Annotated in this window: 8 protein-coding genes and 1 pseudogene; 6 read left to right on the top strand and 3 right to left on the bottom strand. The window is 69.4% G+C overall.

Features of this window, described 5'->3' with window-relative positions:
• Positions 1-54 precede the first annotated feature (54 nt).
• Together AXE84_RS03710 and AXE84_RS03705 are read right to left on the bottom strand one after the other, a co-directional pair.
• Entirely contained in the window at positions 55-585 is a 531-nt protein-coding gene (locus AXE84_RS03710; RefSeq protein WP_009405795.1) for a carboxymuconolactone decarboxylase family protein, read from the bottom strand.
• 56 nt (positions 586-641) lie between these two features.
• A complete protein-coding gene (locus tag AXE84_RS03705) occupies positions 642-1,220 on the bottom strand; it encodes a peroxiredoxin (protein ID WP_009747315.1) in 579 nt (192 codons plus the stop codon).
• 323 nt (positions 1,221-1,543) lie between these two features.
• Here AXE84_RS03705 and AXE84_RS03700 point away from each other — a divergent pair.
• From AXE84_RS03700 to AXE84_RS03675, 6 genes and pseudogenes are all read left to right on the top strand, one after another.
• Positions 1,544-2,553 (top strand): annotated as a pseudogene (locus AXE84_RS03700) (MsnO8 family LLM class oxidoreductase).
• Positions 2,554-2,639: 86 nt separating this feature from the next.
• Complete coding sequence (locus AXE84_RS03695) at positions 2,640-4,331, top strand: DUF7059 domain-containing protein (RefSeq protein WP_060956890.1); 1,692 nt, start codon at positions 2,640-2,642, stop codon at positions 4,329-4,331.
• Between the two features lie 386 nt (positions 4,332-4,717).
• Positions 4,718-8,896: a SpaA isopeptide-forming pilin-related protein gene (locus AXE84_RS03690; RefSeq protein ID WP_236750128.1), complete on the top strand. Its 4,179-nt coding sequence runs from the start codon at positions 4,718-4,720 to the stop codon at positions 8,894-8,896.
• 89 nt (positions 8,897-8,985) lie between these two features.
• Positions 8,986-10,587 carry a SpaH/EbpB family LPXTG-anchored major pilin gene (locus AXE84_RS03685; RefSeq protein WP_060956888.1) on the top strand — a complete coding sequence of 534 codons (1,602 nt, stop codon included), beginning with the start codon at positions 8,986-8,988 and terminating at the stop codon, positions 10,585-10,587.
• A 216-nt stretch (positions 10,588-10,803) separates the two neighbouring features.
• The gene (locus tag AXE84_RS03680) at positions 10,804-12,177 is read left to right on the top strand and encodes a class C sortase (protein ID WP_060956887.1); all 1,374 of its coding nucleotides are present in this window, start codon (positions 10,804-10,806) and stop codon (positions 12,175-12,177) included.
• 68 nt (positions 12,178-12,245) lie between these two features.
• Positions 12,246-13,229 carry a phosphatase PAP2 family protein gene (locus AXE84_RS03675; RefSeq protein ID WP_060958131.1) on the top strand — a complete coding sequence of 328 codons (984 nt, stop codon included), beginning with the start codon at positions 12,246-12,248 and terminating at the stop codon, positions 13,227-13,229.
• 600 nt (positions 13,230-13,829) lie between these two features.
• Here the strand turns inward: AXE84_RS03675 and AXE84_RS03670 are convergent.
• Positions 13,830-15,521 (bottom strand): sensor histidine kinase, encoded by a 1,692-nt coding sequence (locus AXE84_RS03670; RefSeq protein WP_208854587.1) that lies wholly within the window; start codon positions 15,519-15,521, stop codon positions 13,830-13,832.
• Positions 15,522-15,531 lie beyond the last annotated feature (10 nt).

Genomic DNA, 15,531 nt, shown 5'->3' with positions numbered 1-15,531 from the left:
CGCCGGTCCCCCTGAGGGGAGCCGGCGGCCGCCGTCGTGATCGTGGTGATCGGGTCAGTCGAGGGTCTCGACGACGCCGACCGCCTGGGCCACGCCGGTCAGGGTGGCGGCGATGCGCACGGCCTCCCAGACCTGCTCGGTGCTCAGGCCCTCGCCGCGCACCGTGGCCTCGTGGGCGGTCACGCACTTCTCGCAGCCGTTGATGGTGGACACGGCCAGGCTCCACAGCTCGAAGTCGACCTTGTCCACACCGCCGGAGGTGCTGATGATGTTCATGCGCAGGCCCATGCGCTCGTTCTCGTAGGCCGAGCCCAGGAAGTGGCGCGTGCGGTAGGCGACGTTGTTCATCGCCATGATGGAGGCGGCGCCCAGGGCGGCGTTGATGGCCTCCTCGGACAGGTGGGTGCGGGCGTCCTCCATGACCTGGACCAGCACGGACTCGTTGCGGGTCGCGGCGGCCGCGGCCACGAAGGTGCCCCACTGCTGCTGCTCGGTCAGCGAGGAGGAGCGGGACAGGGTGGACAGGTTCAGGGAGAGGTCCTTGGCCCACTCGGGCAGGGCGGAGCGCAGGTTGTCGATGCTCATGTGTTCTCGTTTCGTCGTCGTGGAGATGGCGAGGTCAGGGGCTGGGGCGGGGCCCGTCAGCCCATCTGGCCCAGGGCGTCGATGGTGGCGGCGCCGGCCTGCCAGTTGCAGGCGCACAGCTCGTCGGACTGGAGGGCGTCGAGCTGGCGCAGGATCTCCTCGGTGTTGCGGCCCACGGAGTCGGCGGTCACGGAGACCGACTGGATGACGTTGTGGGGGTCGATGATGAAGGTGGCGCGGTCGGCCTCACCGGTGGCGCGCTTGATGCCCAGGGCCTCGGTGAGCTCGCGGTTGAGGTCGCTGGCCATGGGGAAGGGCAGGTCCTGGAGCTTGTCGTGGCTGCGGCGCCAGGCGTAGTGGGTGTACTCGTTGTCCACCGAGACGCCCACGACCTCGCAGTCGCGGTCCTTGAAGTCCTGGTAGAGGTCGCCGAAGGCGGCGATCTCGGTGGGGCACACGAAGGTGAAGTCCTTGGGCCAGAAGAAGACGACGCGCCAGGTGCCGGCGGGGACCTGCGAGGAGACGGTGGTGAAGTAGTCCTCGGGCTTGCTGGCCTCAACCTCCTTGAGGTTGCCGGGAACGACGGCGGTGAGCTCGTAGGCGGGGAACTGGTCTCCGATGGTGAGAACGGCCATGGGTGCCTCCTGAAAGATGCGAATCGCGGTGCGAGTTGGTGCGGGTCTGCGCTGGCCCGCGCCGGCCCGGGTGGGGCCGGCGCGGGGCGGCTCCGTCGGTCCAACCGTAAGGGGACAGGGTCATAGGTGCAACTAAGCCGTGTCCTATTTTTAAGAAGGTATACCTTATCTGGTGACGCTGTGGTGACGCCGTCCGATCCCGGCTGTCGGAGCCCGGCGGCTGAGTGCCTCCACCAGACAGTGCTCCCCGTCGGAATGAATCGCCGCCCGGCGGTGTTGTCACACTGTCGCCGCACGCCCGCGCAACCAGGTCAGGAGAAGCCATGAGTACTCGTCTCAGCCGGATCAGCGTCCTCGAGCAGGTCCCTCTCTTCGAGGGGGGGACGTTCGCCGCACCCTGGAGGACCTCGTCCACCTGGGACGCGGCCTGGAGGAGTCCGGCTACCACCGCCTCTGGCTGGCTGAGCACCACAACACGGGATCCTTCCTGTCCTCGGCGCCCGACCTGCTCATGATGCACATCCTGGACGCCACCAACCGTATCCGGGTGGGCTCGGGCGGCGTCATGGCCATGCACTACGGCTCGCTCCAGATGGCCGAGCGCTTCGCCACCCTGGCCACCCTCCACCCCGGTCGCGTCGACATGGGCCTGGGCCGCGCCCCCGGCGGGGACATGCGCGCGGCCGCAGCCCTCAACCAGGGCCGCGTCATCGACCCCGACGCCATCAACACCCTCATCGAGGAGACGGTCGCCCTCCTGCGCGACGAGCTTCCCGCCACCCACCCCTACGCCTCCGTCGAGGTCCACCCCCTCCCGGCCCAGATGCCGGAGGTCTGGCTCCTGGGCTCCTCGGGGCAGTCGGCCGCCTGGGCCGGCGTCCACGACCTCAACTACGCCTACGCCCAGTTCTTCACCGGCCACCAGCAGGTCGAGATCATGAACCACTACCGCGCCCACCTCCCCGAGGGGTCCGGCCGCGGCTCCATCCACGGGGGCCAGACCCTCTCCGCCCTGTGCGTCAGCGCCGCCGCCACCCGCGAGGAGGCCCGTGAGCAGGCCCTCGTGGCCGCCGACGCCCGCTTCAGCCTGCGCACCGGCCGCCCCATGCGCTTCCGTGATCCGGCCACTCTCGATGCCGCCTACCGCGCCGAGGTCGAACGCTACCTCGAGCGCGACACCGCCATCATCGTGGGCACCTACGACGAGGTCGCCCAGGCCCTGTCCTCCTTCGCCGAGAACCACGGCACCGAGGAGGTCATGCTCATCAGCTACATCGACGACGTCGAGGTCAGGACCCGCCAGTACGCCGAGCTCGCCGCCCGTCTCCTGTGAGCCGGTGGGGAGCCCCGTGCACCCCGGCGCTCTCCCGTGCGGCGGGGCTCCGGAGATGAGTGGCGCCCCGCGTTACGGTCGGTTCCATGAGCCCTGCGAGCGCCCGGTCCGCCTCTGAGTCCTCCTCCTTCCCGCCTCCGGCGGCCACGCCCGAGCAGGCGGCGAGCCTGCGGGCGGACCTGGCCGACTCAGGCTGGGGCGTGGAGGCGGTGGCCGCCCTCCTGGGGGAGGTCGCCGACGCCGCCCTGCGCCGCGAGATCCGCCTGCCCGCCCTGCGAGCCGTGCGTGCCGCCCTGGCCGCCGGGCCCGTCCCCTCGCCCGTGGCCGTCCTGACCGCCCTGTTCATGCTCGGTGAGCCGGTCCCCGCCTCCGCTCTCGACGCCGCCCTGCCTCGCACGACAGCGGCGGGCGCCACCGCCATCGGCCTGGTCGGCGAGCCCGACGGGGCCGGGTGCGTCCGTGCCCTGGTCGACCTGCGCCCCCACGAGGCCATCGACGACGCCGGTGAGGTCCGCTGGTGGGTGGCCTCCGACCTGGGCGAGCTCGTCACCGGCCGGGCCCTGGCCCCCGATCACGTCCTGGGCGTCGGCGGCGCCGGCCTCACCCTGGCGGGCCTGACCCCGCGCACACGGGTGGGCACCGCCCTGGACCTGGGCTGCGGCTGCGGCATCCAGACCCTCTACCTGCTGCGTCACGCCGAGCACGTGGTGGCCACCGACATTTCCGCGCGCGCCCTGGCCTTCACCGCCTTCAACGCGGCCCTGGCCGGCGTGAGCGTCACCGGTGCTCCAGGCGCCGGCTCCGACATCGCCCCCAGTTCCGGCCTCGACTCAGAGGCCGACGCCGCCTCCGAGTCCGGTTCCAACGCCGGCCACCTGGAGCTCCTGCGTGGCTCCCTCCTGGAGCCGGTGGCCGGCCGCCGCTTCGACCTCATCGCCTCCAACCCGCCCTTCGTCCTCACTCCGCCGGCGGTGCGCGAGGCCGGCCTGCCCCTCATGGAGTACCGCGACGCCGGCGGCCCCATCCTGCCGGGGCTCGTCGCCGGGCTCGGCGAGCACCTCGAACCCGGCGCCACCGCCGTCATGCTCGGCAACTGGGAGCATCGTGGCGCCGGCTCGTGGCGCGACGCCGTGGCCGCCTGGCTCCCCGAGGGGCTCGACGCCTGGATCCTTGAGCGCGAGCTTCAGGACCCGGTGGAGTACGCCACCATGTGGCTGCGCGACGGCGGCCTGACCCCCGAGCGCGACCTCCAGGCCTTCGACTCAGCCCTGGAGGCGTGGATCGATGACTTCGAGGCCCGCGACGTGCGGGGCGTCGGCTTCGGCTACCTCATCGTCCACCGTCCCCAGAGCCCCCGCGAGCCCTGGCGCCTCCTGGAGGAGGTGACCACCTCCGGTCAAGGGGTCCTGGGGCCGCATGTCGCCGAGGTGCTGGAGGTGCGCGAGCGCCTCGCCGGCCTCGACGACGAGGCCGTCGCCGACCTGCGCCCGCTCCTGGCCCCCGACGTCACCGAGGAGCGCCACCTCATTCCGGGTGCCGCCGAGCCCACGGTCATCCTGCTGCGTCAGGGCGGAGGGCTGGGGCGCACGCTGCAGGCCTCCACGGCGGTGGCCGCCCTGGCCGGGGTGGCCGACGGCGAGCTGAGCGTCGGGCAGGTCGCCTCGGCGGTCGCCGCTCTCAGTGGGCTGAACGCAGCCGATGCGGCCGCGCTGCGCGCGGAGATGGTTGAGGCGACCCGTCATCTCCTGACCACAGGATTCCTGCGTCCAGGAAAGTGACGACAGGCAGAATGGGGATTTGAGGGAAACAAATGACGGCGAACGTCCGGTGGATATGATTCCTTTCTGAGATAGTTGCGGGTTTGTTGTTGTCTTTCCTCTATTGTCGTGACGCTTCCGTCATCAATGAGATACAACTGAAACCCACGCTGTTCCGCGTCATTTCAAGGGAAAGTGGTGGCCGCGTGCAATGATGCGCGATTGTTGCCCCGTGAGCCGATTCTGAGGTGTTGGGGAAGAGGTCGGATGACCTACATTCCTCGGCAGTCACAGTTGTCGTGCGCTCCCCGCGCACCCATCCCTCATGATCGGAATCCATCGGCATGTCCCAGTCATCACGTCGCCCGCAGTGCGGGCGTGAAGGACTACTGCGCAGATTCTTTGCAGTGGTCGGTTCTCTTGCGGTCGTCCTGGTGACCATGGTGTCGCTCCCGTGGACGGCGCCTCCCGCGGACGCCTCCACCAGTGACCTCACCATTCCCCTGGGGGACACCTCGGTGCAGATCTCCTACGTGCGCACCGTTGACACGGTTGATCGGGTGTACGACACGGTGAACGGAGCCGGCTACAACTCCTACCCGTGGGAGTGGGCCTACTCGCGTGCTTGCACTCGCTACACGCCGGGCTACAACAACTATTGGACTGACTATGTTCACGGCAGCAGCGGCCAGTATGCGGCGGTCGGTTATGGACGCAAGGTGGACGAGGGGCCCTGCCCCACCTACTACCAAGGCGAGCCGGGCGATGTGCAGACCTCGCTGGGTTTCCAGCCCTCCAACACCACGAGTGTCAAGGCCGGAAACGTCTTCCTCGTGGGGCGGATGCGCCACGTCAACAGTCCGATCTACTCCGATGACAGCGCCGTGACCAACCCCTCCCAGGCGAAGGGCACCACCTACTACGGCAGCTTCAATATCAACACCGCCCAGACGATTCAGGTCGACTTCCCGTGGACCGAGTTCGACACGATCAACACGTGCACCGGGAAGCTCGACTCGAACGGCAAGCTCATCATCGGCGACTACGGCACTGACCAGCAGTCGGTGAGGACGCAATACGCCTATGACCGGAACGGGAGGGTTGGCCGTTACGACGGGTCCACCTACACCTACATGTACAAGAACGGCTCCCTGGCCTGGTTCAACGGCTCCATGACGCAGGACTTCACTGACAAGAACGGGCGCAGCTGCGCCGACGACATCCTCGACATCAAGTCCGACCGCTCCGACACCGCCTGGACGGACCCCAACACCGGCATCAAGTACAAGCTCAAGCTGTGGGGATTCGTCAACAACGGAAACAACCAGCAGTGCCGCGCCGATATGGAGAAGGAGGAGGCCTCCCAGCTGGAGGACCGCTTCGTCACCCGTGAGCGGGCCGTCTCCTACGGCTGCCTCTACGGCTCGATCGAGCAGGAGCGCCCGGTGACCTTCGCCAAGGACGTCAAGGCGGACTCATCGGTTCAAGGATCGTTGACGATCCCCACCTTCGACTACGTCAATGTCTCACCGGAAGGGACCTTCGGCGCCAAGAACTGGGGGACCCCCAAGTCCCTGACCCCCACCTGGGGCGGTGAGGACGTCGACCCCAAGAGCTACACCCTGCTGGCCCCCAACGACGCCGCCACGGTGCAGGAGGCCGGCACCACCCCGCAGGCCGCCGTCGACCGGACGACTGGTGACGTCTGGACCACCGGCTGGTTCCTGCGCGACGTCAGCTGCACGGTGAGTAACGGCGCCGCCCCGCTGCTGCGCCGTGACGGAACCACCCGCCTGGACAAGTCCGACTCCGTGAACCTCGACCAGCGCACCATCCGCCTCGATGAGACCCAGCTGGCCGAGCGCCAGGACGAGGTCGCCGTCAAGTGCGTCTGGCACAACGAGTACGTCGTCGGCCGTGGGCGCGTCACCCTCGTCAACATCGTCGACGGCGGCAGCGCCAGGCCCGAGCAGTGGACCTTGACCGCCAAGCCCGCCACCGATGGGCTCTTCGGGCAGAAGACCATCACCGGTGCCAGCGGCACGCCCGCCGTCAGCAAGGTCTACACCGCCGGCGGCACCTACGGCCTGTCCTCGGGCAACGGCCCCGATGGGTACTCGCAGAACGGCCCCTGGGTCTGCACCAACGACGACGGCAGCAACGTGCCCGTCAGCGCGGACAACAAGTTCGTGCTGGGCGAGGGCAAGAACGTCACCTGCGTCGTGCACCAGAAGCCCCAGCAGACCCCCGTCAGTGCGGTCAAGAGCGTTGAGGGAGCCTCCGACGCCGCCACGGCCGGCTCCTACTCCCTGAGCTACACCTGCACCCCGGGTCCCGACGGCAAGGGTGCCTCCACCGGCAAGATCACGGTGGACGCCCAGGGCAATGCCGCGAACCTGCCCGCCCAGCGCGTGGGCGCCACCTGCACCGTCACCGAGGATGCTCGTGACGCCAGGGGACTCAAGCAGCCCGGAACCTCCGCCGGCGGAAGCGTCAGCTGGAAGGACCCGGCCGCCTTCAAGGTGGTCACCAACCCGGGCAACCAGGAGCGGGAGCTCGCCTCCACCGCCGTGGCCCCGACCAACGGCAACGCCGGCGGTGTCACCTTCACCGTGCCCGACTCCTCGCAGGGCGCCGTGCGGATCAAGGTCGTCAACTCCGTCGTCCCGCACGCCGGTATCGACAAGACCTTCGCCAAGGTCGCCAAGAGCACCGAGAAGGTCAACGGTCGCACCACCTTCGACCAGACCTACACCATCACGGTGACCAACCCCTCCGCCAAGGCGGGCCTCACCTACGACCTCAATGACGCCTGGCAGGTCCCCACCGGGGTCACCGTCCACAAGGTCAGCATCTCCGGCGGCGCCATCACCGGCACCGAGACGCCTCAGGCCGGCGTGCCCTACGTCAAGACCGGCATCTCCCTGCCCGCGGGCCAGAAGCACATCTACACGGTGGTGCTCAACGTCTCCGGACCCGACGCCGGACTGCCCGGCATCCAGGGAACCTGCACCCCGGGCGCCGTCGGTCAGGGCAAGGCCATCTACAACAAGGCCTCGGTGACCACCAAGGGCGACGGGCAGCCCAAGGAGGCCGCGGCCTGCGGCACCCTGCCCGCCAACCCCCAGTTCAAGGCCTCCAAGACCCCGCTCGACGTGGTCCGCAACAGTGATGGCACCTTCACCTCCAGCTACACGGTGACGGTCACCAACACCTCGCTGGTCGCCAGCCCGGTGGCCGCCGACCTCACCGACACCCCGCAGATGCCCACCGGCACCCGCCTGAGCCGGATCAAGGTCCTGGAGAAGGGAGTCGACGCCCAGGGCGTCACCCTGCCCGCCATCAACCCTGCCAACGGAACCCTCAACGGCTCGATCACCCTCATCAAGGGCGGTACCGGCGAGAGCCTCGCCGCCGCTCCCCGGGCCGGGGCCGACGGTGGCAGCCGTACCTTCACGATGCAGATGACCTTCACCGTTCGCGAGAACACCCCGGGCTACAACGAGTCCGACTTCCAGTGCGGTCACCAGCGCGCCGACGGCAAGCCCTCCGGCCTGGTCAACACCATCGCCATGGAAGGCGACACCGACGGCGAGGGGAACAACCACGGCTGCCTGTCCACCGACGGCAAGCTGAAGTTCTCCAAGGAGGTCACCACCCAGCCGGGCAACGGCTCGACCTTCGACGTCGTCTACACCGTGAGCGTGGTCAACGAGGGATCGCTGTCGGTGTCCACCGGACCGATCAACGACAAGCCCTCCTTCGCCCCCGGGCTCAACCCGACTCTGGTCAAGGTGCAGCGCGAGATGGGACCGACCCGGACGGTCAACGCCCAGGCCGACGGCTCCTACCGCCTGTCCGACAACGAGACCCTCTACTCGGGCCTGACGATCCGCTACACCGTCACCTTCACAGTGAAGATCGACCCGTCGGTCACCGGATACAGCGATGAGCTGCTGGCCTGCACCACGGACAAGGGGCGCCTCGTTCCCGGCCACGGCCTCTACAACAAGGTCGTGCCTCAGACGGGCAAGGACTCCGACACCCGGCCCGATCACGACGTGGCCTGCGCCAACGTCTCGCCCAATGCCGGCAAGCGCATCCTGTCGATCGTCAAGACCGGCAGCCAGGGCCCCCTGGATGACGCGGCCTTCGACCTCTACCCGATGGACCCCTCCACCCCGGGTGCCAAGCCCCTGACCGACGGCGTGACCTTCACCGGCGGCAAGGGAACCGGAACCTTCACCACCACGGGACTGGCCATCAACCGCGAGTACTGGCTGGTGGAGACCAAGGCTCCCGCCGGGCACCAGCTCATGGCCAAGCCGGCCCGCTTCAAGGTGACCGACACGGGCATCGAGCTCATCACCGCCACTCCCGGCGGCTCGGCCCTGACGGTCTCGCGCAGCGGGGCCAGCAAGTCCGACGACACCATCACCGTCCGAGACCTCCAGATCGGCACCCTGCCTCTGTCCGGCGGACGCGGAATCGGTATGAACATCGCCGTCGGAATCGCGGCCATCACCGGCGCCGGCCTGCTGGCACTGCGTCAACGAAAGACTTCCTCGTTCGGGCGCTCAGCCTGATCGCGAGAAGAACCCACGACTCCGCTCCGTCGCGCGCGGGTCACCCCTTCTATCCCTCATTCATCCCAACAACACAGGAGAGAACAGCAATGCACTCCCTCAACACGCGCCGGGGCCTCGGCCTCGCCGCTGCGATGACGCTCGCCGCCGGCGCGCTCGTCGCCCCGACCGGCGCGGCGGCACCCGCTGACCCGAACGGCTCCACCATCGACCCCGACGCGGCCACCACGCTGACCGTCCACAAGTGCGAGCAGACCGACACCAACGGCGTCAAGGAGGGGACCGGTAACGAGGACCCCCAGGCCGAGTGCAAGCCCGTCTCCGACGTCGAGTTCACCATCACCAAGCTGAACGTGGACCTGACGACCTACGACGGCTGGAAGACCCTCGCGGACCTCAAGGGTGACGTGGTCAAGGCCGGTGCCCTCAAGAGCACCACCGTCCAGAAGATCACCACCGGTGCCAACGGTCTGGCCTCCTTCACCGACGCCCAGACCGAGGTCGGCGCCTACCTCGTCAGCGAGACGCGCACCCCCGACAAGGTCATCCCGGCCGAGGACTTCGTCGTCACCCTGCCGATGACCAACCCGCAGGACACCGCCAAGTGGAACTACAACGTCCACGTCTACCCCAAGAACACCCTCTCCGGTGTGGACAAGCAGGTGACCGACAAGCCGGCCCCCGGCTCCGGGCGCGACATCACCTACACCATCACCACCTCCATCCCGAAGGTGGACTACCCCGGCGGTGCGCGCATCAAGCGCTACGAGGTCGTTGACCGCCTCGACAAGCGCATCAAGAAGGAAGCCCTGACCCCGGTCGTCAAGATCGTCGGTCAGAACGAGGTGACCCTGGCGGAGACCACCGACTACACCCTCATCACTGCCGAGGGTAAGGACCACAACTGGGCCACCATCCAGCTCACCGAGGAGGGCCGCCGCAAGGCCTCCGAGGCGCGCTACAACGGCAACGGCGAGACCAAGCTCCAGGTGACCCTGAACGCCAAGTTCGACGCCGCCGTCAACCTCGAGGGCGACCTGTCCAACACCGCGGGCCTCATCCCCAACGACAGCCCCAACTTCACCTGGGACCCGAACAACCCCGGCACCACCACGGACATCCCCGGCATCCCCACCACCCCCGTGCTCTCCAAGTACGGCAAGGTGGTTCTCACCAAGACCGGTACGGACGACCTGGCCGACAAGACCAAGTACAACGGCGCCCAGTTCCAGGTCTACGAGTGCACCAAGACCGCCAGCGGTGCCACGCTGCGTGACTCCGACCCCAGCACCCAGACCGTCGACCCGCTGACCATCGGTGGGGAGAAGACCTTCACCACCGCCGGCCAGGGCACCGTGGAGATCAACTACCTGCGCGCCAACGACTACGTCAACGGTGCGAAGAAGGACCAGCTGACCGACGAGGACTACTACTGCCTCGTGGAGACCAAGGCCCCCGAGGGCTACAACCTCCAGGCCGACCCGCTCCCCTTCCGGGTCCTGGCTGAGAAGGCCGAGAAGAAGGCCGCGACCGAGGTGACCGTCACCGACATCCCGAAGAACGCCGGCTTCCGCCTGCCGCTGACCGGTGCCAACGGCGTCATCTTCCTGACCATCGCCGGCGCCCTGCTGGTGGCCGGTGGCGCGGTGGTCGCCTACGCCAACAAGCGCCGTCACGTTGCCAAGCACTGACAGCCTCTGGCAGCCACTGGCAGCCACTGAGGTGACCGGCCCCAGCCGGCCGTCATCACGCTGACTGCTTCCTTGTGGGGGAGGCGGGAGAACCCGTCTCCCCCACACGGGCGTCGCAGGGATCCTCCCTGCCAATCGTTAAAGCCACCATCAATCCCCACCCGTCTCTCGCAGCGAGCTCCGCAGACAACCCGACGCAGGAAGGCACGGTTCTCCGTGACAGCGCTACTCCCATCACTTCGTGACCGCATCACCCAGGCCCGCACCAGCCAGGCCCAGGGGGAACTCGACGACGCGGCCCCGCAGCCCGGCCCCGTTTCCCCCGACGGCCCCGCCTCCCCGGAGATTGACCCGAAGAAGGCGGCCCGCCGCAAGGTCCTGCGTGAGCGCTTCCTGACCTGGCTGCCGCTGGTCCTGGTGCTCGTCGGCGTCGCCGTCCTCCTGTACCCGGTCATGGCGACCCAGCACAACAACGACGAGCAGCAGCGCCTGGCCAAGATGTACACCGCCACCGTGAACTCGGCCGGCCCGGAGACCATCGCCAAGGAGCGCGCCTCCGCCGAGACCTACAACAACAACCTGGAGAGCGCGCCGATCCTCGACCCCTGGCTCGAGTCGCAGCGCCCCGACACCCCCCAGTACCAGGCCTACCTCCACGAGATGGACATCGACCCGGTCATGGCCCGGATCGTCATCCCCTCCATCCACGTGAGCCTGCCCATCTATCACGGCACCGACAGCCGCACCCTGACAGAGGGAGTCGGGCACCTGTTCGGCACGAGCCTGCCGGTGGGCGGCCCCTCCACCCACTCGGTCCTCACCGGTCACACCGGGCTGTCCACCGCGACCATGTTCGACAACCTCAACCAGCTCAAGAAGGGCGACGTCTTCTACGTCTCCTCCCTGGGCCAGACCCTCAAGTACGAGGTCAACGACATCACCGTCGTCAAGCCCGAGGAGACCGACTCCCTGCGCAAGGTCCCCGGACGCGACCTGGTCACCCTCATCACCTGTACGCCCTACGGCGTCAACTCCCACCGCCTCCTGGTCACCGGTGAGCGCGTCCCCATGGACCCCACGGCCGCCGCGGCCGAGGAGGCCAAGGCACTGCCCGCCCCCATGCAGACCTGGATGAAGGCCATCATCGTGGCCGTCGTCATCATCCTGGCCGTCGTCGTCGGAATCCTCGTGCGCCTGTGGTGGACGCGCCGTCGCCGCTCCCGGGGTGCCGTCGGGCGAGCCGCCAAGGGCTCAGACGCCCGCGAGGCAGGCCGCGGTGATGACTCACCCGACGACGGCGCGCCCGAGCGCTGGCCCGGACGCCCCCTGCAGGACGTCGTCGGCTCCGCCGGGGCTGTCGGGGCCGCCGGAGCGGATGCGCAGTTCACCGACGAGACCAGCGAGCTCGAGGTCATCAGCCCATCGGCCGCCGCGGGGCAGAGCGCCGGAAGCGACGCCTCCCCGGACCTGAAGGCCGCGCCCACTGAGCCGCAGGAACCGCAGACCGCCTCCCCCTACGGGCCGATCACCCCGGCCGCAGGGGGCCAGGGGGAGGACCCGTTCAGCGACCTGGAGGCACGCGAGTCGTGAGCAGTCCCGCACAGGAATCGCTGCTGACTTCCTATTGGTTGGTGCGTGCCAGAACCTACGATCGGCCGGTGGCCTCCTTTCAGTCGCAGTCCTCCCGCTCCCTGGGACAGCTGCGTCTGCGCGGGGGCCTGCTGGCCCTGTCCTGCCTGGCGGCGACGCTCGGCCTGTGGGGGCTGTTCGTGTTCACCCACACCGGCCAGACCCTCGACGCCATGGCCCTGGAGGGTTCGGAGATCGGCTCGCACTACGTGAGCGCCCACGCCCGTAGGCTCCTGTCGGTGGTGTCCATGCCGGCCGCGGTCGTCCTGGTGGTGACGATCCTCGTCATCGGTCTGCTGCGGCGCAGCCACCGGCGCGCGGTGTGGGCCGTCGTCGCCGTGGTCGGGGCCAACCTGACCACCCAGATCCTCAAGTACCAGTTCCTGTGGCGGCCCGACTTCAACATCACCGAGCGCTGGGACAACGCCAACACCCTGCCCTCGGGGCACACCACCATGGCGGCCTCGGCCGCGGTCGCCCTCATCCTGCTGTCCGGGCGGCGCTGGCGGCCGCTGTCGGCCTGGGCCGGGGGGCTGTTCACCGTCGCCATGGGCTACTCCACCCTCGTGTGCCAGTGGCACCGCCCCTCCGACGTCCTGGCCGGGATCTTCGTGCCCGTGTCCTGGGGCGCCCTCGCCGTAGCCGGCGGGGCCTGGCGCGCCCCCTGGTCGCTGCGCGAGGGGACCGGGGAGGAGAGCTCCGGTGAGGTGCCCGGACTGACCACCGTGGGGACGATTCCCGTGACGGCCGCCGGTCCGCGCCTGTGGCACCAGCTCGTTGCCAACATTCTCATGGCGGCCGCCGGCATCGTGTGCACCCTGGGGGCGCTTGGCCTGGGGGCCTGGGTGTGGTGGCACCTGGACGGCCCGCAGACGCGCTGGCAGCTCTTCGGCGCCTACGCCACCGGGTCGGTGGCCGTCGTCGGCGTCACCTGCCTGACCCTGTCCGCGCTCGTCTCACTGACCGACTGGGGCCGCACCCGCCGCAAGCACGACGCCCGCCACCGCGACTGACGCCTACCCGGCGCCATCGGGTATGAGCCCCACTGAGGGGGTTCGCCGCTCACTCCACGAGGGTGGGGTGCTACTGGAGGAGGGTCGGGTGCACTTCGGGCAGGTGGGGCCTTCGTGCAGTACGCACAACCCTTGGCCAGTGGATCCCGACCCTCGTGGAGTAGGCCGACTCGAGGCGAGACTCAAAGCGGAGCCGGCGTCGAGTCATAGCCTCCAGGCCCCAGCGCAGGCGGCGGGCAGGGAGCGGTGGGGGAGGACTTGTGACGGGGCGTCGGGCTCTGCGGCAAGAACCCCGGGCTCACTCCTGCGCGGCCCGGTGTCCACAGCGCTGACATTACCGAGCCTGCCGCCGAAGCGCCCGGCGGGGATCGTTGGAATTCTGCGGTTCTTCACCGGCATGCAGTCCCGATTCGGGGTTAATGTCAGCGCTGTGGACACCGACGCCCCACCAGACCTCTTCCCTTCGTCCCGTCCTCGGCCCCAGGGCCACCGGCCTGCCCAAGGTTCCCGCCCGAGCGGATGTCTCAGAAGTAAGGAGACAGCGTGGCACGCACACCCCTCTGCGAAGAGCGCCCCGCCACCCGCGACTGACGCGCGGCTTTACTCCTCGACGACGGCGGCCGGGAGCCTGACGCTGAAGGTGGTCCCGTGGTCCTCAGGCGCGGTGGAAGAGGCGACGTCAATGCTCCCGCCGTGGGACTGGACGATGGCCAGCGCGATCGACATGCCCAGGCCCGTGGAGCCGGTGCGCCGCTCGCGCGAGGAGTCCCCCCGGGCGAAGCGCTCGAAGAGGCGGTCGCGTACGTCGGGGGCGATCCCCGGGCCGTCGTCGTGGATGCGCACGATGAGTGTGTCCCCCTCGCGGGCCAGCGTCGTGGTCACGTGGCTACCGGCCGGCGTATGGACCCGGGCGTTGGCCAGGAGGTTGACGATGACCTGACGCAGACGGGCCTCGTCACCGATGACCAGCGGAGGCTCGGGCAGGAAGTCCTCGGCCTCCTCCGGCGTGGCGTCGGCCGGCGGCTCCAGGACGGCCAGATCCAGCTGCCAGTCGTGGTCGGGGCCGGCCGCGCGGGCGTCGGCCACCGTGTCCACCAGGAGGCCGACCAGGTCCACCTCCTCGCGGCGCAGCTCGCGCCCGGCGTCCAGACGGGCCAGCAGCAGCAGGTCCTCGACGAGCGCCGTCATCCGCACCGACTCGGAGTGCACGCGCTCCAGGGCGTAGGTGGCCTCCTCCGGCAGGTCGGCGTCGGCCCCCTCCCGGCGGATGAGCTCGGTGTAGCCGCGGATCGAAGCCAGCGGCGTGCGCAGCTCGTGGGAGGCGTCGGCCACGAACTGGCGCACCTGCGTCTCCGAGCGCTGGCGCGCGCCCAGGGCGGACTCCACGTGCCCCAGTAGCGTGTTGAGGGCGCCGCCGACCTGACCGACCTCGGCCGAGGAGTCCAGGTCCGCCTTCTCCACGCGGTCCTCGATGCTCACCTCGCCGCGCTCCAGCGGCTGGGAGGCCACGCGCTGCGCGGTGCGGGCCACCCGCTCCAGGGGCGCCAGCGAGGAGCGCACCATGGTCCGCCCGGCCAGGGCCACCACGAGGGCGCCCAGCAGGGCCACCGTCAGCTCGATGAGCAGCTGGGTGCGGATGAGCCCCTTGTCGCCCTCCAGGGAGAGCCCGGTGATGACCGTGCTGCCCGAGGCCTCGTCGCGGGTAGCCACCACCCGGTAGCTGCCCAGGTGGTGCAGGTGCACGGTGACGGGGTGGTCCTCCGTGGCCTGGGACAGCAGCAGCCGGCAGTCCTCCTTGGAGATGGACGCGTAGTGGCCGTTCTTGTCGATGTAGGCGGCGGTCTCACTGCTCGCAGTGTCGGAGGACGATGTCTGCGTGGTGATGAGCGTCAGCGTGCCGGTCGACTGCCCGGCGGCGTCGAGGCCCGGAGGGACCCCCTCCTTGCCGGGGCCGCCGCCGGCCCCGCCGGCCCCGTCGGGCTGATCGCCCGGCTTGTCCGCGCCCTCCTGGGCCGCCTCATCGGAGGCCTTCCTGGCCTCCTGCGTCAGGTCATGGCGCTTGTCGGCGGCGCGCTGGGCGGCCGCCATCAGCTGGCTGTCCGTGCGCGCCATGAGCGTGTGGCGCAGGCTGACGGTGGAGAAGGCGCTCATGACCGCCGCCATGACCAGCACCAGCCCGAGCACCCCGACCACCAGCCGGGTGCGCAGACTGCGAGGAGGCGTGAGCAGCGAGCCGGGTCTCCACGAGCGCAGGCTGATCCGCCGCCGGGGCGGTGCCGGCTGCTGGGACATCGGCGGGCGC

The organism is Actinomyces oris, from assembly GCF_001553935.1.
Taxonomy (GTDB): Bacteria; Actinomycetota; Actinomycetes; order Actinomycetales; family Actinomycetaceae; genus Actinomyces; species Actinomyces oris_A.
The sequence above is the reverse complement of the archived record's forward strand: the minus strand, read 5'-3'. Positions and strand labels throughout refer to the sequence as shown.